At 70.2% G+C, this 20,851-nt stretch carries 16 protein-coding genes and 3 pseudogenes; 12 read left to right on the top strand and 7 right to left on the bottom strand.

Going from position 1 to position 20,851, the window contains the following annotated elements; genetic code table 11:
* Positions 1–507 precede the first annotated feature (507 nt).
* From AB0F13_RS25225 to AB0F13_RS25210, 4 genes are all read left to right on the top strand, one after another.
* The gene (locus tag AB0F13_RS25225; RefSeq protein WP_362086576.1) at positions 508–2,520 is read left to right on the top strand and encodes an RICIN domain-containing protein; all 2,013 of its coding nucleotides are present in this window, start codon (positions 508–510) and stop codon (positions 2,518–2,520) included.
* Positions 2,521–2,593: 73 nt separating this feature from the next.
* Entirely contained in the window at positions 2,594–3,208 is a 615-nt protein-coding gene (locus AB0F13_RS25220; RefSeq protein ID WP_362086573.1) for a hypothetical protein, read from the top strand.
* Between the two features lie 26 nt (positions 3,209–3,234).
* Positions 3,235–4,089, top strand: a complete 855-nt coding sequence (locus AB0F13_RS25215) for a papain-like cysteine protease family protein (RefSeq protein ID WP_362086570.1) — start codon at positions 3,235–3,237, stop codon at positions 4,087–4,089.
* 15 nt (positions 4,090–4,104) lie between these two features.
* Positions 4,105–4,962 carry a hypothetical protein gene (locus AB0F13_RS25210; protein ID WP_362086567.1) on the top strand — a complete coding sequence of 286 codons (858 nt, stop codon included), beginning with the start codon at positions 4,105–4,107 and terminating at the stop codon, positions 4,960–4,962.
* 536 nt (positions 4,963–5,498) lie between these two features.
* Here AB0F13_RS25210 and AB0F13_RS25205 read toward each other — a convergent pair.
* Complete coding sequence (locus AB0F13_RS25205; protein WP_362086564.1) at positions 5,499–6,368, bottom strand: PhzF family phenazine biosynthesis isomerase; 870 nt, start codon at positions 6,366–6,368, stop codon at positions 5,499–5,501.
* Between the two features lie 94 nt (positions 6,369–6,462).
* Here AB0F13_RS25205 and AB0F13_RS25200 point away from each other — a divergent pair, with 94 nt between their 5' ends.
* The gene (locus AB0F13_RS25200; RefSeq protein ID WP_362086561.1) at positions 6,463–7,395 is read left to right on the top strand and encodes a LysR family transcriptional regulator; all 933 of its coding nucleotides are present in this window, start codon (positions 6,463–6,465) and stop codon (positions 7,393–7,395) included.
* 275 nt (positions 7,396–7,670) lie between these two features.
* Here the strand turns inward: AB0F13_RS25200 and AB0F13_RS25195 are convergent, their stop codons facing one another.
* A complete protein-coding gene (locus AB0F13_RS25195; protein WP_362086558.1) occupies positions 7,671–9,437 on the bottom strand; it encodes a cholesterol oxidase substrate-binding domain-containing protein in 1,767 nt (588 codons plus the stop codon).
* Between the two features lie 189 nt (positions 9,438–9,626).
* Here AB0F13_RS25195 and AB0F13_RS25190 point away from each other — a divergent pair, with 189 nt between their 5' ends.
* Positions 9,627–10,361: a class I SAM-dependent methyltransferase gene (locus AB0F13_RS25190; RefSeq protein ID WP_362086555.1), complete on the top strand. Its 735-nt coding sequence runs from the start codon at positions 9,627–9,629 to the stop codon at positions 10,359–10,361.
* Here the strand turns inward: AB0F13_RS25190 and AB0F13_RS25185 are convergent.
* The 3 genes from AB0F13_RS25185 to AB0F13_RS25175 form a co-directional block, all read right to left on the bottom strand.
* On the bottom strand, positions 10,358–11,527 hold the full coding sequence (locus AB0F13_RS25185; protein WP_362086553.1) for an alkane 1-monooxygenase: 1,170 nt from the start codon (positions 11,525–11,527) through the stop codon (positions 10,358–10,360). The two genes, AB0F13_RS25190 and AB0F13_RS25185, sit on opposite strands and share 4 nt — an antisense overlap.
* A 1,110-nt stretch (positions 11,528–12,637) precedes the next feature.
* Positions 12,638–13,648 carry a methionine adenosyltransferase gene (locus AB0F13_RS25180; RefSeq protein ID WP_362086550.1) on the bottom strand — a complete coding sequence of 337 codons (1,011 nt, stop codon included), beginning with the start codon at positions 13,646–13,648 and terminating at the stop codon, positions 12,638–12,640.
* A gap of 148 nt (positions 13,649–13,796) precedes the next feature.
* A complete protein-coding gene (locus AB0F13_RS25175; RefSeq protein ID WP_362086548.1) occupies positions 13,797–14,087 on the bottom strand; it encodes a hypothetical protein in 291 nt (96 codons plus the stop codon).
* A 41-nt stretch (positions 14,088–14,128) separates the two neighbouring features.
* On the opposite strand from AB0F13_RS25175, the gene ltrA reads away from it, so the two are divergent.
* The 3 genes and pseudogenes from ltrA (at position 14,129) to AB0F13_RS25160 (ending at position 16,696) form a co-directional block, all read left to right on the top strand.
* Positions 14,129–15,559 (top strand): group II intron reverse transcriptase/maturase, encoded by a 1,431-nt coding sequence (gene ltrA / locus AB0F13_RS25170; protein WP_362086545.1) that lies wholly within the window; start codon positions 14,129–14,131, stop codon positions 15,557–15,559.
* Between the two features lie 136 nt (positions 15,560–15,695).
* Positions 15,696–15,973, top strand: a pseudogene (locus AB0F13_RS25165) (transposase); the annotation flags it as partial.
* A 207-nt stretch (positions 15,974–16,180) separates the two neighbouring features.
* Positions 16,181–16,696 (top strand): hypothetical protein, encoded by a 516-nt coding sequence (locus tag AB0F13_RS25160; RefSeq protein WP_362086542.1) that lies wholly within the window; start codon positions 16,181–16,183, stop codon positions 16,694–16,696.
* A gap of 130 nt (positions 16,697–16,826) precedes the next feature.
* Here AB0F13_RS25160 and AB0F13_RS25155 read toward each other — a convergent pair whose 3' ends face one another.
* Complete coding sequence (locus AB0F13_RS25155; RefSeq protein WP_362086539.1) at positions 16,827–17,114, bottom strand: DddA-like double-stranded DNA deaminase toxin; 288 nt, start codon at positions 17,112–17,114, stop codon at positions 16,827–16,829.
* 272 nt (positions 17,115–17,386) lie between these two features.
* Entirely contained in the window at positions 17,387–17,815 is a 429-nt protein-coding gene (locus AB0F13_RS25150) for a hypothetical protein (RefSeq protein ID WP_362086536.1), read from the bottom strand.
* A gap of 267 nt (positions 17,816–18,082) precedes the next feature.
* Here AB0F13_RS25150 and AB0F13_RS25145 point away from each other — a divergent pair.
* The 3 genes and pseudogenes from AB0F13_RS25145 to AB0F13_RS25135 form a co-directional block, all read left to right on the top strand.
* Positions 18,083–18,534 (top strand): annotated as a pseudogene (locus AB0F13_RS25145) (Tn3 family transposase); the annotation flags it as partial.
* Positions 18,535–18,985: 451 nt separating this feature from the next.
* A complete protein-coding gene (locus AB0F13_RS25140; RefSeq protein ID WP_362086533.1) occupies positions 18,986–20,227 on the top strand; it encodes an NAD(P)/FAD-dependent oxidoreductase in 1,242 nt (413 codons plus the stop codon).
* A 310-nt stretch (positions 20,228–20,537) separates the two neighbouring features.
* Positions 20,538–20,834, top strand: a pseudogene (locus AB0F13_RS25135) (transposase); the annotation flags it as partial.
* Between the last annotated feature and the right edge of the window lie 17 nt (positions 20,835–20,851).

The following is a 20,851-nucleotide window of genomic DNA, read 5'->3' as shown; positions in this document are numbered from 1 at the left end:
TGCGCCTCGACGCGCTTCCGACCGTCCACTAGCGCCGCCCGCAATAGCCGCGCGCAATCCGCGCGTAATTGCCGCCCGTAATCGCGTACGTGCAAGGTGTCATCGCCTGTTCCATAAGCCTCCCTTGGTGCCACCTCAAAGGATTCGCCAGGAAGGTGATCAAGGGTGATAGCGCCACCACGCTGTGCAATTGCACACAAGTGGAGCCTTTCGCTCCGTGATAACGATCTCATTAAGGCAACGCCCTTGACATGGCAGGACATTGGAATAGACCTTCAGTAGTGATGCCTGCAATCGGCCTGATATGAGGGCGACTTGGCCCACACCCCATGCCGATCCCGCACGCTCCCTTGAATCATGCACCCAAATTCTCCGCACCAAACAACCCTGTCTGACGGCCCGTTTGTTCTGGCACACTTCCCGCCACCCACAACTCCCCCACGGAAATGAGGTGTGGCTTTGTCCGGTCGCAGAAGACAGGTTCAGCAACGAAGACGAAAACGCGGCATGCTCATCGCGGCGGTCGCCGTCACAGCCGGAGCGCTCGCCGGCACGGCAGCGCTCGGCGGCGTCTTCGACCACGAGTCCTCCAGGCCTCAGGTCGCCACCGCGCAGGCGGCGGCCGACGGCCCGGCGCCGGCCCCCGCGCACGACAGGGCACCCGAGCCGGTGACCCGAATACCCGACGACGACCGCGCACGCGGCTTGGTCTACAAAGGACTGAGCCCCGCGCCCAAGGACGACCGCTGTGCAGGCGTCCTGCGGACCGCCGACGGTCGTTGCACGCACGGCCCCGACAAGCCGCCCAAGGGCGTGGACATCACCAAGGACACGCCGCCCGCCGCGAAGACACAGGACACGGCCGGGACACCGAGCAGCCCCGGCGCCGGGAAGCCGTCCCAGGGGCAGCCGTCCGCCGGCACCACGGCCTCCGTCGACGCCCGCCAGGCAGGCACCGCCGCGGCCAGGACACCGCCCGCCGCCCCCACGCCGGGCCCCGCGGGCGGGAAGGCGGCGCCGGCCGGTCAGGCGGTGCAGTGCGACGGTGACGGCGCCACCGGCAACCGCGTACAGGTCGTGTACGTGCACGGCCCCGGCAACGACCGGTACGCCGAGTACCTGGCCTCGTTCCGCAAGTGGGCCGCCGACGCCGACACCATCTACTTCGCCAGCGCGCAGGAGACCGGCGGCGTACGGCACATCCGGTTCGTGACCGGTGCCGACTGCACGCCGTCCGTGCTGAGCGTGGAGGTGCCGGACTCGGCACTGGCCGAGTTCAGTGCGACGAACTCGGCGCTCGCGGCGAAGGGCTTCGACCGGCGCGACCGCAAGTACATGATCTTCGCGGACGCCAAGGTCTACTGCGGCATCGGAACCTTCAACGGTGACGAGCGCCCCGGCCCCAGCAACCTCAGCAACTTCGGCCCCTCCTACGGCCGTACGGACGCCGGGTGCTGGGGCGGATCCACCGCCGCGCACGAGCTCGGGCACAACCTCGGAGCGGTGAACAACAGTGCTCCGAACAGCAGCCGCGCCGCGCACTGCACCGACGAGTGGGACGTCATGTGCTACTCGGACGCGCCGTACTACCCCACCATGCGCAACGTCTGCACCGAACGCGGCCACGACGAGCGGCTGGACTGCAAGCACGACGACTACTACAACACCAGTCCACAGCCGGGCAGTTACCTGGCGACCCACTGGAACGTCGCGAACAACCAGTTCCTGATGAGCGGCAACGGCACCCGGCCGGACCCCGGTCCGAGCCCCACCCCGACCCCCACCCCGACCCCGAAGCCGACCGGCAGCACCGGGCCGTCGTCGGGTCCCGTCCCTGTCGTCGGACAGCTGACGTCCGACTCGGCCGTGCTCAGCTGGCCGGCGGCCAGCTCCGCGGCCTGGTACCAGCTGCTTCTCAACGGCAGCCATCTGGCATGGGTCCAACCGAATTCGGCGCGGATCCACAACCTGCGGCCCGACACCGACTACACCGTCACCGTCGCGGTCCGCGACCAGGCCGGACGGGACTCCAAGCCGGGCCGGGCAGTGTCGTTCCACACTCCGCCCGTCGGCAGCACCACCACCAAGCCCGGTGCGCGGTACACGCTGACCAACGGGCACACCGGACTGGCGGCCGAGATCTGGGGCGGCAAGACCGCGGACGGCACCGTCCTGGTCGGCAACCAGCCCAACAGCCTCACGCTTCAGCAGTGGTACCTGGACGATGCGGGCGGCGGCAGCGTGCGGCTGCGCTCGGCCGCGTCCGGCAAGTGCCTGCAGATCGGCGGGGACCCGAGCCCCGGTCAGTGGGTCGCCCAGCAGCCCTGCTCCGGCAGCGCCGCCCAGCAGTGGCAGCTGGCCAGATCGGGCGACGCCCTGCGCCTCACGGCACGGAGCAGCTCCCTCGTCCTGGGCGTCGGCAAACGGCCGTACTACGGGGCCTGGCTGCTCGAACTCCAGAACCCTGAGAGCACCGGCAGCTCCGGCTACCAGGCCTGGACCCTGCAGAAGGCCTCCTGAACCACCCCGGTGGCCGGGGCCGTCCCACGCGGACCCCGGCCACCCTCCCCACTCACACCGGAGCCACCCCCTCATGCCCGATCGCCGCTTCACGGCAGCGGCCGCCACTCTCGCGGGGCTGCTCGTCCTGGGGCCCGTGGCCACGGCACACGCCCACGGCGACACCATCCATCTGACCGTCACGGGCGTGTCCGCGGGCCACCCCACCACCAGGGCGACCTGGGAGGACGACGGCCACCCCGTGAACGAGAAAGTCGCAGGCACCCTCACCGCCACCTCGGCCGACGGCACCACGCTCGGCCCCTGGCGGTTCGTACCGGTACCCGGCGAGCCCGGAACCTTCACCACCGCCGAGGCGCTGCCCGCCGGCCGCTGGACCATCACGGCCCAGACGGCATTCCCGGCGCTCGGCCGCACCGAGTACCGGGCCGAGGTGACCGCGGCGTCCCCGGCGGGCCCCACGGGTGCGCCGGCCGGACCGCCCGCCCCCTCGCGTGCGTCCTCCGCCGTGCCTTCGGCGACGGCCACAGCGACGGCCACGGCCGCCGAAGGCGAATCCGAATCCGAATCCGACGGCGGATCGGTGCCCGGCGCGGTGACTCTCGGCGTCACCGCCCTGGCGATCGCCGCCGTCGGCGTACCCCTCGCGTTCCGGCTGCGGCGCCGCCGCGCCCGCCGCAACGCCTGACCACCTGACCGACAAAGGAACCCCCCATGCGCAGATTCCGTTTGCCGGCCCGTATACCGGGCCGCAGAAAGACTCTCCTGTCCACGGCCATGGCCGCCGTCCTGTCCGGCGGACTCCTCCTGGGCTCCGCCCCTCAGGCCCAGGCTGCCGTGACCGGCACGGTCGTCGGCGGGCAGGGCAACTTCAGTACCGTCAATCAGCGTTCCCTGCCGTCCCTGTCCTCCAACATCACGGGAAGCTCCCCGGTCGGGGACCACATCCCGATGGTCTGCCGTACGACCGGCGACGTCGTCGAGAACAACTCCCGGTGGATCTGGTCCGGCGCGTTCTACGTCGCCGACGCGTTCATCCGGGAGGACACCGCAGGACTGCCGGCGTGCGGCTCCACGCGGCCCTCCGGGTGGACGGCCCTGAACATCGGCATGCAGAAGCAGGTCCGCGACCAGTGGTGCTGGGACGCCTCCGGCCTGACCATCGCCAACTACTGGGGCTACACCGGCTACAACCAGTACGACTTCTGCCGCCTGGCCGCCCAGGGCAGCCAGCTGGACTGCAACAACCGGCCCGCGACCCTGGGCGACATGGCCAACGCCCTCTCCCACATGGGTTTCCGCAACAGCGGCAGCGACCTGTACCGCAACGCCTCCTTCAGCGAGACTCAGACCGAGATCGCGAACGGACGGCCGTTCGCCGTCCGCATCGGCTGGACCTCCGGCGGCGGCCACATGAACGTCATCTACGGCTACGACAGCACCAGCAACATGGTCGCGGTCGGCGACCCCTGGCCCAGCACGCAGACCTACACCTGGTGGAACTACTCCGCCTACGCCGGAAACAACTCCTTCCGGTGGACCCACACGCGCATCGGCATCCACGGCTAGAGGAGACGACCCACCATGCACCGTACGACCAGACGCGCCGCCACCCTGTTCGCGGCAGCCGCCGTCGTCACCCTCTGCGGAACCGTTCCCGCGCAGGCCGCCGACACCCCCACCGCCCCCGCCGCGTCCGACTATGCCGCCGCTCAGCAGGTGCTGCGCTCCGGCCAGGTCCACGACACCGTCTCCCGCTTCCTGACGGCCGCCGAGCACCGGGCCCCGGCCGGCGGCGCGGACGGCGGCACGGCCGGCGCCCCGCGCGGCCTCGCGCAGGCACCCGCCGCCGCGCCGGGCTTCGACCTCAAGAAGCCGGTCCCGCTCTACGAGCTCGCGCCCGGGTTCGTCACCGGCAAGACCAAGCCCACCGCCGGGTCGGCCCTGCGGCTGTCCTACCTCGCCTCCCGCGTCTCGGCCGCCAACGGCCACCAGGCCGCCGTTCTGCTCGCCCCGGGTAAGGGTGACGGCGGCCAGGCCTGGCAGCTGGCCGGCATCCGCGACGGCGACGCGGACGTCAGCGCCGCCGAGCGCGGCACGGACCAGGCGCAGACCTTCATGGAACCGCAGATCCACGCCTGGTACCGGCTGACCGGCAGCGGCTCCGTCGAACCGCTCAACAAGGAGGCGGGCACGGCCCTCCAGGGCAAGCCGCGCGTCACCCTCGCCGCGTACCAGCAGCTCGTGACCAAGCGCTACGGCGACAAGCTCCCCGGCTCGGCCTACGACCGCAAGGGCCTCGCCGGCGGCTACGCCCTCGCCGAGGACCAGGCCGCGACCGCCCCTTCCCGCCCCTGGCTCCCCGCCGCCTCCGGCGCTGCCGCCCTGACGGCATCGGGCGCGGCGGCCCTCCACCTGCGCCGTCGGCGCCGCTCAGCCTGATTCCCCCGCCCGGCGGCCCGGTTCCCCTCAGCGGGGACCGGACCGCCGGGCCTTCCCCGGGTCATCGCCCCCGCCACTGCCCGGGGACCGGTGGCGCACCTCGGACGGGGCGTTGCCTCTCACCCGAACAGCGCCGGGAAGTCGCCGCGTCTCGGTGGCCGGCATACCTGCCGTCCGCCTGGACGGCGGTCGGCCTGCACGCGGTCGGCGCCTCCTGGCTGCGGGGCACCACCCTGTCCCCACCGGCCCCGACGCCGTCTCACTGCGGGCGGTGCCGGAGAACCACTGAACCGGGCGACCGTGGCGCGAAGCCGGTGGCCGAAGACGCGGCACCAGGCACGATCGGGCGCCCGCCCGGCCGCAGGACAGCGGGGCCACGGCCCCGCCTCGACGGCACCCGGGCCAGGTGCTGGACCTGGGCCTGGCGCTGCCGGCCTGCTCGGACGCGTTCGGTGTCCCGCAGGGGCGGAGTCCTGCGGGGAGCGGGGGCCCTGCTGCGGAGATGGTGATCGCGCTCGTCGGGCCTCTCCTCCACGTCAGGGCATGACTACCGCCTGTCCGGTCACGCGGACCCGCGCGTCGGCCGGGTCCACGTCGATGAGCAGGTCACTGGGACGGCCCATGTCCTCGCCCTGCCTGATGCTGATCGCCGCCCGGCGGACCTGGCCGATCGTCCGCAGGTAGCCGCCCAGGGCAGCGGCCGCCGCCCCCGTGGCCGGGTCTTCCACGACGCCGCCCACCGGGAAGGGGTCGCGTGCGTGGAAGAGCAGCTCGTTCTCCCGCCACACCAGTTGCACGGTGGTCCAGCCGTGCGACCGCATGACGTCGGCCAGGGCGTCGAAGTCGTAGGTGAGGTCGGCCAGCCGCGCGCGGGAGCCGGCAGCCACGACGAGGTGCTCATTCCCACCGAAGGCGACGTGGGGCGGCAGCGAGGGGTCCAGGTCCTCGCGTGCCCAGCCCAGGGCGGCGAGTGCCGCGTCCAGTTCGGCGTCCTCGGCCGGGCGGGAGCGTGTGGGCGCACTGGTAAGGGTGGCCCGGACCGCGCCCGCCCCGTCGACGGCTGTCGCCACCCGGATTTCCCCTACGGGCGTGTCGAACATCATCTCGCCGGGGCCGAGGCGCTCAGCGAGAGCCACCGCGGTTGCGACGGTGGCGTGACCACAGAACGCGACCTCCGCCAGAGGGCTGAAGAAACGCAGCCGGAAACGGCGCGACGCCTCGTCGCCGGCGGTGATAAAAGCAGTCTCGGAGTAGCCCACGCCGGCGGCGACGGCCAGCATCTCCGCCTCGTCGAGCGGGGCGGCGTCGAGGACGACACCCGCGGGGTTCCCGCCCGCCGGGTCGGAGGTGAAAGCCGCGTAGCGCAGGATCTCGACGGAAGTTCCGGTAACGGTCTCGGTGTTCATGGGTCTCAGTCTGCCCGCCCCCGGACATCTGGACAAGCGATGGATTCCGAGGATGTCCATCGGAGACATCGATGGCATGGCTATGCTCGGCCATGTGGACACCCGACTCCTGAGCACCTTCACCACAGTGGCCAGAACCGAGAGCTTCACCGCTGCCGCCACCGAGCTGCACCTCGCCCAGTCGACGGTCACCGCACAGATGCAGGCCCTGGAGAAGGAACTGGGCGCCCGGCTCTTCGACCGGCTTCCCCGTGGCGCGGCGATCACCGAGGCAGGCAGGCGCCTGCTCCAGGAGGCCGAGAAGGTGCTGGAAGCGGAGTCACGGTTGCGCGCGGCGGCCGCCGCCGAAGGACCGCCCGCCGGACGGGTCGTCGTCGGCGCGGGCGAGACGCTGTGCTCGGCGCGTCTGCCCGGCGTCATCGCCTCCCTGCGCCGGCGCCACCCAGGTCTCGAGGTCGACCTGTCCCCCGTAGGAACCGCCGAGGCAGTGGACGGCCTGCGCACGGGCCGGCTCGACATCGCGCTGCTGCTCGAGGAGGAAGTCGGCCTCCGCGACATCGACGCCGAACACCTCGGGTACGAACCACTGGTGCTCGTCTGCGCCCCCGACCATCCCTTCGCCCACCGGACACGGCCGGTCACGTGGGAGGAACTCGCGCAGGAGGCGTTCTTCCTCCACGAGCAGGGCTGCTCCTACAGCGACCGGCTCGCCCACCGCCTCCTCTCGTTCCCGGGCACGCGACCACGGCTGACCCGCTTCGGCAGCATCGAGGCCGCCCGGTCCTGCGTCGCGGCCGGGCTCGGCCTCACCCTGCTGCCGCGCGTCACCGTCGAGGACGCCCTGCGCGAGGGCCGCCTGGCCGTCGTGACAGGGCCGCCGATCCCCGACGTGCCCGTACAGCTGGCACGCCACCGCAGGCGCTGGGCCTCTCCCGCCGCCCGGGCGGTCATGATCGAGCTCATACGGCACTTCCCGAACCACACGCCCCAGCCGACAGGGCACAGGACCGGGAAGAAGGCCCGGTAACCCGGGGATGTACGCCGCGCATGCGGGCGGGCCGCCACACCACGCGTGCCACCACGCGTCGAGTACGGCCTCGCCTCACCCCGTCGGACACGAAGCCGGACTGCTGACCGTGACCATCGGCGAACGGGCGCTCTCTCACGTCGGTCACATCCTGGCCGCACGGGAGGACTTCGACGCACGCGCGAGCGCCGAGCCGAAACCGGTCACCTGAGCACATCCGCTCCCCGGTCACGGGCAGGAGAACGCCTCGGCAACCCCGGCTCGCACACCGGAAGTCACGGGCCGGTCGACGCGGACGGGAACAGGCTGTCGTGGAACGGTCCGCGGAAGACGCGCGCCGGATCGTGGCGTTCGAGGACGGCGACCGCCTCGTCCCAGCCGGGGCCCGTCCCGCGCCCGGCCCGGAAGGCCCGGGGCCACGCACCGGTGAGGACGGATCCCTCCGTCCAGGCCCCGCCGGCTCCGTATGCCCAGCCCTTGGACCATTCGGGGCGGACCGCGGCCCAACCGGTGAAGTGGCTCAGCATCCACTGCTCCAGGTCGTGGTGGAACGAGTCCGCTCCCGGCGTTCCCGGAAAGGCCGTGGTGTTCAGCCAGACGACGGTGTCCCATTCCGGGTGGTCGCTCCGGGGGCAGGCGGCGGACAGGAGCGGGCCGTCCGGGGCCGCGGTGTCCGTGGCGGTGATCCGCACATCGAAGGGCCCGTTGAGCGGATACTCACCCCGCGCCCGGTGCGTCGCGAGCCCCTGACGGAGCCGCGACCAGAAGTCGTGCAGCACGCGCTGCGCGTCACCCCGCGCACACAGCACCGCCCATCCCGCGAACGCCGGCCGCACGGTGGTGGCCCTCAGGTAGAGCAAGGTGTTCTTCGACCAGCCCCACAGGTCCCAGCTGGCCGTCGCGGTCAGGCCCAGCCGGATCCACTGCTCCAGGGCGCCGGTGAAGAGCGGGGTCACCGCCGCGGCCCCGCCCGTGACCTCCCGGGCGAGGCGCGAGGCCTCCTCGGGGAACGTGTCGTAGAAGGGGTAGGGGTACGGCGAGTGGATCTCACGGGAGGCGGGGGGCCTCTCCGGCTCTTCGGTCCACACCTTCAGCCACGGCCGCTCGGTGTAGGGGAGCCACAGCGCCTCGACCCGCCCGGCCCGTCGCAGCCAGTGGTCCAGGGTGCGCGGCCCGCTGCCCGGCGGGCCGAAGAGTTCGTCCACGGGCACATCGAAGGAACTGCGGCAGCGCAGGCGTACGTTCGGCCGCACCCGGAGGGTGGCCTCGGTGACGAAGGCCCGTCCGAGGTGGACGAGGAACGCCGCGGTGTCCGGCTCCGAACGGTGGAAGGCCCGCAGGACGTGGCGCCCGGCTGCCGGGTCCCAGACGACGGCCGTGAGCGACTCCACCGCATCGCTCAGCGTCGAGGAATCCGCTCGCCCGGCGGGGCCGCGGCCGGCGCCGGGCGAGGGGACGCCCGTACCGTGCCCGCCCATGGCCAGCACCCCGCCGACCGTCACCTCCCCGATGGCGGGAACACAGGTCAGACCAAGCCCGGCGGCCTCCAGGGCCGACTGGATCGCGAGCAGGGTGGCGCCGGCCTGCGCCGTAACCGTCGTCGGCGGACCGGGGTGCACTTCGACGGCGGTCAGACCCTCCGTGGTGTCGACCAGGACGAGCCGCCCGGTGTCTTCGCGCGCACGGGCGAGGAACGGCGAAAAGGTATGACACATACCCTTCGCGCGCAGCCGCCACCCGTGGGCGCGCGCCCAGTCGGCCAGCGCGAGAACTTCACAGGGCGCGGCGGGAACGGCGGTCCACACCGCGTCGAAAGCGACCTCGCCCGACCAGTTGCGGAAGGCTTGGCGCACGAGCCGGATCCCTGGCGGGAACGACGGCGGCAGCCCGGAACTCGCCGCGCGTGCTTCCACCCGGAAGGCCGGCGACCAGCCGAACGCCGCCACGGCGCCGGCCGCCGCGCCCCTCGCGAGCACCCGGCGCCGTGCCGGCCACCTCCGGCCGGTCTCGCCGCCGTCCCTGCCGTCGATCTCGTCACCCAAGGCAAGCCGCCCCTCCGCCAAGACGTGCCCCACACCCGCCTGTCCGGCCGTGAGGCAACGCTGTCACCTTCCCAACGAGCAGTCAGGGCCCGGATCACGGTGTGACAACGCGCACGGCCGCTCCGCTCGCGCCCCGCTTCGCGCCGTTGCAACCTGTGAACCGGCGGGCCGTGCGCGAGACCCTGGATCGTGAGCATCCGCAGCAGAGTGTTTCCCTACGGGCTGGACGGGCCACCGCAGTTGGCCGCCCTCGCCACGGGAGCCGGCCTGGCCACCGTGGTGACACTGCGGGCCTCGGCCGACGGCGCGCCACGGCTCTTCGTCCGCGGCATGGTCGTCGCCACGACCGTGCTGGCCGGCTGCTCGGTGTCCTACCTGCACGCCACGCTGCGGGGGAAGTTCACCGTCTGGCGGGAGCTCGTCGACGGCCTCGCGCTGGACGGCGGCGAGGATGTTCTCGATCTCGGGTGCGGCAGCGGCGCCGTGCTTCTGGCGCTCGGCCGGCGACTGACGACGGGGCGCGCGGTGGGGGTCGACCTTTGGCACCGCCGGGACCAGTGGCGCAGCGACCCGCGCGTCCTCTCGGAGAACGCAGCCGCCGCCGGGGTGGCGGAGCGGGTACGGCTCTGCACGGCGGACATCACGGCGCTGCCCCTCGCCGACGCCTGCTTCGACATCGTCGTGACCAGCATGGCCGTGCATAACGTCCGCCCGCCGGCCCGGCGCCGTGCCGCGCTGGCGGAGGCGGTGCGCGTCCTGCGCCCGGGCGGGCGCCTGATCATGGTCGACGTCTGGGTGGGGGGCCGCACGAGAGTACTGGCCGGGCTCGGGATGCGGGGCATCGAGCGGCGCGGCCTCGGCCCGCGCATGTGGTGGTGCGGTCCGCTGGTCCCGACGACTCTCATCACCGCTGTAAAGGGCTAGGCCGCGCCTCCGTACCGGGCCAGCAGCCGTGCCCTCGCGGGAGGGTGGATGTTCGCGAGCGTCACGTCGCCGCCGTAGTGGGCGACCACCTTCGGATCCATCACCCGTCGCCACAGCGGGGGGATCCACGCGAGCACGATCATCGTCACGAAGCCGGCGGGGAGTTGAGGCGCCTGGTCCACGTGCCGGAGCGTGGGGTAGGGGCGCAGCGGGTGGACGTGGTGGTCGGAGTGGCGCTGCGACTGGAACAGCATCACGCCGCTGACGATCGCGTCGCTGTTCCAGCTGTGCCGGTGTGCGGGGCGCTCGTAACGGCCGTCGGGGCGGCGCCGCCGCAGCAGGCCGTAGTGCTCGAGGTAGGCGGCCGCTTCCAGCACGCAGATCCCGAAGGCCGCCTGGAGGGCCAGGTACGGCAGGATTCCGGCCCCGAAGGCGACGGCCGACGCCGCGTAGAGCACGACGGTCACGACCCAGCTGTTGAGCACGTCATTGTGCACGCTCCACGAGGTGTGTCCGCGGCGGGCCAGCCGCCGGGTCTCGGAGCGCCACGCGTCGGCCGGCCGGCCCGCGACCACGCGGAGGAGGAAGCGCCAGTACCCCTCCCCCAGCCGTGCGCTCGACGGGTCCTGCGGGGTGGCGACGCGCAAGTGGTGTCCGCGGTTGTGCGCGACGTAGAAGTGGCCGTAGGCGACCTGGGCGAGGGCGATTTTGCACAGCCGGCGCTCGGCGCTGTCGCTGGTGTGCCCCAGTTCGTGTCCCACGTTCAGCGCCAGCGCGCCCACCCAGCCGACGGCCAGGGCCAGCCCGACGCGGTCGATGTGGGACAGCCCGGAGTCGGCCCATTGGCGGCAGCACCAGATCAGGGAGAGGTACTGCAGAGGCAGGAACAGATAGGTGCACCAGCGGTAGTAGGCGCTCCCCCGAATGGAATGCCCTGCCGGTTCGGGCGGGTTGGAGGGGTCGGATCCGACGACCCAGTCGGCGGCGGGGACCAGAGTCACGGTACCGAGGATGGGCAGCCACCAGCCGAGCGGGCCGACGAGGGGGTGCAGATGCGAGAGGGTGAAGAGGGGCAGGCACGGGCTGAGCGCGGCGACCGGCCAGAGAAAGCGTTTGGGATCCACCCACCGGACCGGCCGCGACAGGGCGACGGGCGTGGCGTTCATGGGCGCTCCTTCGGCGAAGCAATGCCCGGATTTACGAGATATGACCCTACGTCACTGATGGTATGCGCCTTCGGCTGTCCGGTCAGCGGCCGGCCGGTGCGGTGGTGGCGCATTCGAGCCGGCCCCGGAGGCGAACGAGGAAGCAGGCGCTTCCCACCGGCGTGCCCCGCCTTCCGCACCACCCGCTCCCGGCCGCGACACCCCTCCCTGGCCGTGTCGGACCACTCCCTCAGGGCCGCCCGGTTCAATGGAGAGCGCCGCTCACGGGCCGCAGCTCGGCCGGGTTACGCTCCGTCCCACTGAGGCGCCGCCACGCCCGCCGACCGCCCGACCGCGCCGAGACCCTTACGTACCCCCACACCGCCGGGTCAGCGACCTGACCGTCCAACAACCCCAGGAGCCCGCATGAAAATGCTGACCAACGTTGCGGAAAGTGATGTTTTCGCAGGTCAGGGACTCGACTAGGGGTGTCAGGTCAGCAAAGGGTCAGCAAGGGACCATGGCAATGACCAGACGGAGCTGTAGTGCCGACAGTTACGGCCTGCGCCGGAACTACGGAGGGCGTAACGCGGCCACTGAGCTCATTGGCCAGGTGGACCAGGACGATGACCGCCTGATCGTAGATGTCAGCTTGCGCCAGGAGCCGCCGTCTCGCCCGGCGCGCGCTTCTGCGAGCCGGGCCGACCAGGACCGGTGGGCTATCGCCGCGTGAACCGGCCCGACGGCGACGCTGCAATCCAGCCCCGTTCGGCCAGCCGCCTCGCCTGGAGCGCGCCCCTCGACCTTCGCGGGCATCAGCTCCAGCCGAAGCCCGGCGGCAAGCTGCTTCGCCGGGATCCCCTCGCCGTTACCAGCGCCGAATTCCACCAGACCGACGAGACACGAACCGCCAGGTCCGAGTCGGAGGTCACCGACAGCGTGGCTTCCGTCATCCAGTTGGGGAAGCGAGACGTGCACCGCCGAAATTTACGTCGGTGTCGTGCTGGGGCGGGCTGGGCGTCCAGCCTCCCGGCAGGAGGTGTGCGACGTCCGGGGAGGGAAGTGGGTGCCCGGTCGGCAGGTGGAGGTCGGCGGTGGCGTAGCCGGTGGTGAGCGTGGTTCGGCCGGTCATCATGGCGAGTGCTCCAGTTGGTCCAGGAGCTCGGCCAGAGGCTGCACCGTGGGGCGGTAGCGTTCACCGCTGGTGAGGTCGGTGAGCCAGTCGGTACAGGACAGCACCTCCCGTACGAGTTCCTCGGCTTGGTCCGGGTCCGCGTCAGTGGTGATGTCGAGGAAGGCCGGTTCAGGGTAGGGGGAGCCGATGCGCCAGACGGCGGCGACGCGGGACGGGCCGAAGTGCTCGCTCAGTTCGACGGCGGCCTGGTCCACTAGCCAGCCGCCGACCTTGCCCACGTGGTACGCGGGATTCTTGCCGAACAGTGCCTCGTTGCCCGCGGCGTGTGCGGAGGTGATCAGGCCGGAGCGGGCGTTGCCTCGACCGACGAGTCCGTCTTCGCCGTAGTCGACGGCGGAGCCGGTGACGGTGAAGTACTGGCCCGACAGCGGCGCAGTCGCACTCCCCCGGGTGTTGGCGTGGATCCGCACCGGTCCGGGCAGCCGCTCGGCGAGCAGGACCTGCAGCTCGGTCGTCGCCGCGGCCAGTAGCTCGTGGAACTCAGGCGCGCTGTGCACGGTGCCGGCGAGGGCCAGGACGCACACCGTCAGATCCCACTCGTGTCCGATGCGCGCGGCGAGGGCCTTGATGTCGCTGCCGGCCCACGGCTGGGAGCACAGGTAGGACTCGGCCACCAGCGCGGCGGTCTCAGTGCGGGTGTGCGGGGCGGTGCCGACAAGAAGTGCGGTGTCGTTGGAACAGGCGCTGCCGCGTTCGGGAAGGTCGGCAAGGCCGCGGGGAGTGAACCAGTGCGCGAACTTCGAGGAGTCGGTGGTCTCGTGGCGGATGTTGATGAGGGCGCGGTCGTAGCCGGGCAGTGCTGCCTGGAGCTGTTCGTGCGCGGCCTGGGCGAGGATGTCGCGCAGGGGGAGGGGTTGGCCGGCCGCCGAGCGGTCGCAGCCGTCCGGTGAAGCTGAGGGCAGCCGCCTCCTGGGAACGCAGATGGCGGCGGGAAGCCGCCCTGACAACGACGGGACGGGTCGGCACTGTCAGACGGCCCGGGTCCGGCAAGCAGCGAGGAGAAGGTGTACGAGAGGAACCGCTGCCTGACGCCCCGTAAGTGTCCCGCTCGGCTCAAATCTGATGGATACGGGCCGGGTTGCAGCGCGTGAGCCGTCACTCGTCTGGGTGGCGTTCAACTCCGAAGCCGGTTTTGAGACCCGGTGGGGAGGTCATGCCGAAAGCCTGCGGCGTAGGCATGGCGAAGCTGTCGGGGTAGAGGCGGACACCTCCCTCCTTGATCGATTCCGTGGTGAACGTGGGAACCGCCTGCGGTCGCTCTTCCCGCCGGACAGCCAGTCCGGCGGCGGGCAGGTCCGTTGCCAACTGAGGGCCGTCGGGCGGGACGGAGGTCTCGTAGTAGTCCGAGCGCGCGAGAGGCGCGTACATGGCGAAGGAGACCAGCAAGTCAGCAGTGGACGTACTGGAAGGTCAGGAGGCTGTCGCCGGTGAATACCGACGAGCTTGACTCCGTTCTGTTCGGAGCGGAGCGCAGGGTACTGAAGGTCCAGACCAAGCTGCACTGTTGGGCCCGTGCTGATCCTCATCGCAGGTTCGATGATCTTTTCAACCTTGTCGCTGATCCCGCGTTCCTTCTTGTCGCGTGGGACCGGTTGCGGGGAAACAAGGGAGCACGCACGGCCGGAGTGGACGGGCGCACGGCCCGTTCCATCGAGGCCGGGCAGGGCGTCGCGGACTTTCTCGACGGGCTGCGGTCGCAGGTCAAGGACCGCAGTTTCTGCCCCTTGCCGGTGCGGGAGCGGATGATCCCGAAGGCGGGTGGCAAATTACGCCGCCTGGGGATCGCGACCATCGCCGACCGGGTGGTGCAGGCTTCCTTGAAGCTGGTGCTGGAGCCGATCTTCGAAGTGGATTTCCACCCGTGTTCCTACGGGTTCCGCCCGAACCGTCGCGCTCATGACGCCGTGGCCGAGGTGCGCTATTTCGCGTCCCGCTCTTACGAGTGGGTCGTTGAGGGCGACATCACGGCTTGCTTCGACGAGATCTCACATCCGGCCCCGATGGACCGGGTGCGGGACCGAGTCGGGGACAAGTGCGTCCTGGCACTGGTGAAGGCGTTCCTCAAGGCGGGCATCCTCGGCGAGGACCGCATGCTGCGAAAGAATCGCGCTGGAACTCCGCAGGGTTCGATCCTTTCACCGCTGCTGAGCAACGTGGCCCTGACGGTCCTGGACGAGCACATCGCCCGAGGACCAGGCGGGCCCGCCTCCAGCCAGACGGAGAGGGCCAAGCGCCGTCGTCACCGCCTGCCCAACTACCGGCTCGTCCGCTACGCGGACGACTGGTGCCTGATGGTCGCGGGCACGAAGGACGACGCCGAAGCCCTCCGGGAGGAGATCGCAGAGGTCCTGTCCGTGATTGGCCTGCGCCTATCGCCGGAGAAGACCCTGATCACCCACATCGACAAGGGCCTCGACTTTCTCGGCTGGCGCATCCAGCGCCACCGGAAACGAGGCAGCAACCGGCACTACGTCTATACCTATCCGTCCGGAAAGGCCGTCAAGGCCATCACCGGCAAGGTCAGGACGATGTGCCGGACGACAGACACGAGCCAGCCGCTCGATGCCCTGCTGCGTCAGCTCAACCCGGCGCTCAAGGGCTGGTGCGTCTACTTCCGGCCCGGCGTGTCCAGCGCGACCTTCGCCTACCTGAGCCACTACACGTGGCGCCAGGTCGGGAGCTGGTCGCGCCGCAAACATCGCCGGTCCACCTGGAAGGACCTCCGCCGCCGCTACTGCGACGTCGGATGGTGGCCGGCCTCGGACGAAAGGCCACTGTTCAACCCGGCCAAGGTGACCACCACGCGTTACCGCTACCGGGGAACAGTCATCCCGACCCCTTGGCCCGGCCTGGAATGAGGACAACACGCAGGTCCTGAACAGGGCTTGTGGAGCGCCCGGTGCTCGGAAACGGGCACGCCGGGTGCGGGAAGCGGTCCGGGGAAACGGACCGGCCGACGAGGCCGGAACCGCGCCCCGGGCCGACTTCACCACCCACCGAGCGGCCGCCATGCGCGACTTCATCGCCGCCCACGACTGGATCACGGCCTTCCACCTGCCACCCTACGCACCCGACCTCAACCCCGTCGAAGGCATCTGGTCACTGCTGCGGCGCAGCAGCCAGGCCAACACCGCCTTCACCGACCCCGACCACTTCCTCCACACCCTGCGACACGGCCTCCGCCGGATCCAGCACCGCAGCCACCTCATCGACGGCTGCCTCACCGCAACAGACCTCCGCCCCTGACGACACCACGGCTACAAAATCAGTAACGGCACCCCTGGTCCCTGGGCAACGGCCCTGACGGAGATCCCTGTGACGCTGAGCTGGAGGCGGAGCTGGGAGCCCGCTCATTGTGCGCACCCATGATGATCCCCTGGTGGCTTTTAGTAGTACGCCCATGAGCGCATGGCAGAATCGGTATCGCAGTATGATATCGAGGTCAACAGAGGCGACTTTTCGTAGGGGCATTTCAAGCGATGTTGTTCGATCCGGAAGTGAAGGAAGACGCCGACCGTGCCAGGTGGGAGGTGACGCCATATGTGAACGTGGGGCCGCTCTTTTTTGGAATGAGTCACGAGCAAGTTATTTCTGCGTTGCCTGTTGGCGACCCCACGGACAGCGGGTATCCGGCTCCTGGTGAGTTTGCCTCTTTCTATGATGCCGGAGTAACGGTTTACTATGGGACAGGGGGGAATTTGGCTGGTGTGGCGATCAGTCCTTTCCTGGGGCCGCATGTCTTTCTTGGAGACTTCCGGCTCACGCACCGTCTGCCGTCGGAGATTGTGGGCTGGATGGAGACCGGATCGCCTGGGTCGTTCCGCCTCAACCAGCGCTGCGAGCCGTACTTCGAAGAGATCGGCCTCCTAATTCGCGGTCAGCAGGGCGGGGATTTTCTTCGCAGTCGCCCAGTCTTCATCGGGACTGAGTGGGCCGATCGGTTCGGAGATCTTCAGGAAGGGCCAATTCCGGCGCGTGAGTGGGAAGAATACTAAGCGCGCATGACAAAATAAGATGACGCCCCTGGCTGGCGGTTCTCGCGCTGGGAACCGTTTGCCAGGGGCGTCTCGATTATTTCAACTAACTGCTAGGCTGTTAGGAGATGGGAATCTTTTGCCGTCAGGGTTACTCTACTGCCCGTCCGAAGATCGTCTTCGGCGTCAGGGCGCCCTGCTTATTTTTATACCAGACTTTCATGGTGGAGCCGACCGGCAGGATCTCTGCAACGGCGTCCGGGCAGCTTCCGAACCCGGTGCATATGTAGTCCTGATTGATGACTACGGTCGCGTCTTTTACCTTGTTCTGTCTCATCCAGGCGGCGAACTCGGGACGGGGCACCGAGTTCACGCCCAGGAAGAAGTAGAGCAGTCGGCCGGTGCCGGCGTCGCCGGCCGTGGGGTCGTGCCCTCCCACGGCCCCGACGCCGGTGAGGACCGCCGACGTACCACCCTCAGCGAGACCGGGGTCGCCGCAGTATCCACCGCGAAAACAACGAATCGCGCTGACCTGCGGAATCGTGGTGTGCCCTTCACTCGACAGGTCTGGCAGCGCGGGGCATCGTCGCTTCTTCGGCGAGGGCGCCCGGCTTGCGATGCCAGTCCGGAATGCTCCGTGGTCCCCGCCTCCTGCGGGGACCACGCTTCCGTAGCTTGACCCCGAGTTCTACGAGGTGCCGGTCGAGGTGGTCACTTGGCCTCCGGGCTCTCTTGCCAGGTGGCCCTCCCCCGGATTTGTACGTTGTCGTCCTGGCCCGGTGGCAGCTCCGCCACGACCTCACCCTCGAACTGCCCACCCGCCCGAAGATCGCCCACCTGGCACGTGATCTTCTCTGCGGTGCCCTCGCAGGGCCCGCTGTACGTCACGGGCACTGAGGGCGTGACCTTATGGGTCACCACGACATTGGAGGCCGAGGAGCCGCCGGTGTTGTGCGCCGTCCAGCTCCAGGTGATGTGGCCTTGCCCGTCCTCCGAGGGCGCGCTATACGTCAGCATGACCTCGCTGGCCATGGGGAGACCGGGGCCCTGCGCCGGCTGGGCGCCGGCCGGAGCGGGCAATACCATTCCGGTGCTGGACACCATCAAGACCATCAGCGCAGCGAGCATCGCCTTGCGCATGCGTTACCGCCTTCCATGACCTGCCGGCTCGGATCGCTGGCCCGGCGACGGTGTCGCCCGTGACACCGGCAGAAGCCGGCGCGGCCATCGTGGGGCCCGCCCATCACCAGGAGGACCGCGGCCTGGATCCGGCGCACGGTGTGCTGCATGGCGTACTCCTCGCTGGCGGGGGCGGTTCCCGGGAGAGCTACCACTGGGCCGGGGAGGTCCAATCCAGCAGTACGTCCACACGCCGCCCTTCGACCCCATGCGCCCAGCACGCGGCAGGCGTTCGCCGAGTACGGGCGCATCGCCAAGACCCTGCACCTGCTCCAGGTCGTCGACCCGGTCGATGACACCTACCGGCGGCAGATGGGCAAGAAGCTCAGCGTCCAGGAGTCCCGCCACACCCCGCCCGGAACATCTGCCACGGCAAGCGCGGCACCATCCACCAGGCATACCGGGACGGAATGGAAGATCAATTAGGGTCGCTGGGACTGGTGTTGAACGCCGTCGTGCTCTGGACGACGAGGTACATCGGCGCCGCGGTCGCCCAGCTGCGCGCCGAGGGCTACGAGATCAGCGATGAGGATGTCGCCCGCCTGTCCCCGCTGAAGTTCAAGAACCTCAACGTTCTGGGCCGCTACAGCTTCACCCCCTCCACTCCGCCCCAGGGCCTGCGCCCGCTGCGCGACCCGGACGCGCCCGAGCTGGGCGGGGACGACGACGCCCTGGATTGACCTGGGCTTTTCGGGCGACACCTGTGTGTCGCCCTCGCCGAGATCCCACTCGGGCGTGAAGCCGGGAAGATAACGAGGGCCTGCGGAGAGTGCGGGGCCTGGGAGTGCCGTGAGTGCCTCCCCGACGGCCCGCCTCCCTCCGACACCCTGTGCGAGAAGTGCAGCCGGATGAGATGCGCTGACTATCCGGCCTGTGGATGTACGCCCAAGTGCCTGAGCTGCAAAGGCCGGGTGAGCACGGACACGCACATCCGCGTCGGCTGGCGAGGGCTCCGGAAAGCATCTCGATGGCATCGCCCGCGCCCTCACGAGTGAATCGCTGATCGCCAGGTTGCCATCACCCCGATACCCGACGGCTCACCTGCCGCGCGGCCCAGCCCGCCACGCGACCGCCCTGAAATATGAGTGGCACTGCCATGCATCCGGTCGTTACCCTCGCCACCATGCGCCAATGACGGCGACACGAGCGGCCCCCGACGGCATCGGCTCCCGCGCCCACTCCCTTTCCCACCAGCATCCCCACCCCTTCTCTGACCGGAGCGCCACCATGTCCAGCACCCCTCCCCGTATCGCGATCGTGGGCGGCGGCCCAGGCGGTCTCGTCTGTGCCCGCACGCTTCAGCGGCACGGCATACCCGTGACCGTCTTCGAGCGTGAGGCCACCGCCGGCGCCCGCTCGCAGGGCGGCACGCTGGACATCCGCGAAGACACCGGGCAGGTGGGCCTGCGTGCCGCCGGGCTGTTCGACCAGTTCCTCGCGCTCTCCCGGCCCGATGGCCAGGAAATGCGGCTCATGGACCGGTCGGCCACCGTGCTGCACCACCACCGGCCCGAGCCCGGTGACACCGGTGCCCCCGAGATCGACCGAGGGCATCTGCGCACCCTGCTGCTCGACTCCCTCGCCCCGGGCACCGTGCGCTGGGATCATCCGGTCGAGAAGACGGTCCCGCTGCCCGACGGCACGGTCCGCCTGGAGTTCGCCCGCCACGCGGCCGAGGAATTCGATCTGGTCATCGGCGCGGACGGCGCCTGGTCACGGGTGCGCCGCGCGCTCTCGGACGCCCAGCCCACCTACAGCGGCGCCGCGTTCGTCGAGGTCTGCTTCAACGACGTGGACCGCCGCTTCCCGGCCATCGCCGAACAGGTCGGCCAGGGCATGATGTGGGCCAAGGCCGGGCACCGGAACCTGATCGCCCAGCGCAACGCGGACTCCCGTATCCGCGTCTACATCGGCTTCCGCGCGCCGCTCGACTGGCACGAGGGCATCGACTTCGCCGACACCGAAGCCGTACGCGCCCGGCTGCTCGACAGGTATGCGGGCTTCGACGAGAGCCTGCTGGGCCTGATGCGCCACAACGACGGCGCGTTCAAGAACCACCCTGTGTTCGTCCTGCCGGTCCCGCACACCTGGAACCGCGTTCCCGGCATCACCCTGCTCGGTGACGCCGCCCATCTGATGCCGCCCGTCGGCGTGGGTGCCAACCTCGCCATGCTCGACGGCGCCGAACTGGCCCAGTGCGTCATCGGCCGGCCGAGCATCGATGAGGCGGTCGCCGCCTACGAGAGCATCATGGTGCCCCGCTCCACCGAGCAGGCGGCCATGGGCGGTGCCATTCTCGCCGCGCTGATGCCCGAGACCGACTCCACCGAGGCGGGCTTCCCGGGGTTCCTCACCGGGGACGAGGGAGCGTAGTTTCAGGCGGTTGATTCGTCCGGCACGGGGTGCCCGGGGCGCTTGCTGCCGGAATGCGGGGCCCCTCGGCGGCCGGTGCCCGCTTCGTCCGTGTCGGGGACCTCGGGGTCGGGCCGTTCGCTGCGCGTGCCCACCCCCGCCGACCGCGGGCCGGGCCAGCCCTGGCGCCCCGGCACCCCGGTTCCACTCGCCCTCGCGCCCGACACCCCGAGTGCCGACATCCGCATCGGGTACGCGCGGTGCTCGACGCTCACCCAGGAACTCCAGTCCCAGCTCGACGCCCTCGCCAAGCACGGCATCGAGCGCGACATACTCGTCCCGCGGCAACCGAGCCCACCTGCGCAAACGCCACATCAAGGCAGTCATCCCGGAGAGGTCGGACCAGGCCGCCAACCGGAAGAAGAGGGGCTCCAGGGGCGGCCGGCCCGCCAGCCACGACGCCGACCTCTACAAGGAGAGGAACACGGTCGAGCGCCTGATCAACAAGCTCAAGTCCTGGCGGGGCATCGCCACCCGATACGACAAGACCCCGGACAGCTACCTCGCCGGACTGCACCTGCGTGCCTCGATGATCTGGGTCAAAGACCTCACCCGAGGCACCCCTTGATCACAGCCCTGTCGCGC

This window comes from Streptomyces sp. NPDC026206, from assembly GCF_040638465.1.
GTDB lineage: Bacteria > Actinomycetota > Actinomycetes > Streptomycetales > Streptomycetaceae > Streptomyces.
This window is presented reverse-complemented; position numbering and strand designations above follow the sequence as displayed.

Excerpts from the sequence above, each read along its gene's own strand:
- AB0F13_RS25205 (WP_362086564.1), bottom strand. The coding sequence starts at position 6,368 with ATGAACACCGAGACCGTTACCGGAACTTCCGTCGAGATCCTGCGCTAC.
- AB0F13_RS25215 (WP_362086570.1), top strand. The coding sequence starts at position 3,235 with ATGCGCAGATTCCGTTTGCCGGCCCGTATACCGGGCCGCAGAAAGACT.
- AB0F13_RS25185 (WP_362086553.1), bottom strand. The coding sequence starts at position 11,527 with ATGAACGCCACGCCCGTCGCCCTGTCGCGGCCGGTCCGGTGGGTGGAT.
- AB0F13_RS25220 (WP_362086573.1), top strand. The coding sequence starts at position 2,594 with ATGCCCGATCGCCGCTTCACGGCAGCGGCCGCCACTCTCGCGGGGCTG.
- AB0F13_RS25160 (WP_362086542.1), top strand. The coding sequence starts at position 16,181 with ATGTTGTTCGATCCGGAAGTGAAGGAAGACGCCGACCGTGCCAGGTGG.
- AB0F13_RS25150 (WP_362086536.1), bottom strand. The coding sequence starts at position 17,815 with ATGCGCAAGGCGATGCTCGCTGCGCTGATGGTCTTGATGGTGTCCAGC.
- AB0F13_RS25225 (WP_362086576.1), top strand. The coding sequence starts at position 508 with ATGCTCATCGCGGCGGTCGCCGTCACAGCCGGAGCGCTCGCCGGCACG.
- AB0F13_RS25210 (WP_362086567.1), top strand. The coding sequence starts at position 4,105 with ATGCACCGTACGACCAGACGCGCCGCCACCCTGTTCGCGGCAGCCGCC.
- AB0F13_RS25140 (WP_362086533.1), top strand. The coding sequence starts at position 18,986 with ATGACGGCGACACGAGCGGCCCCCGACGGCATCGGCTCCCGCGCCCAC.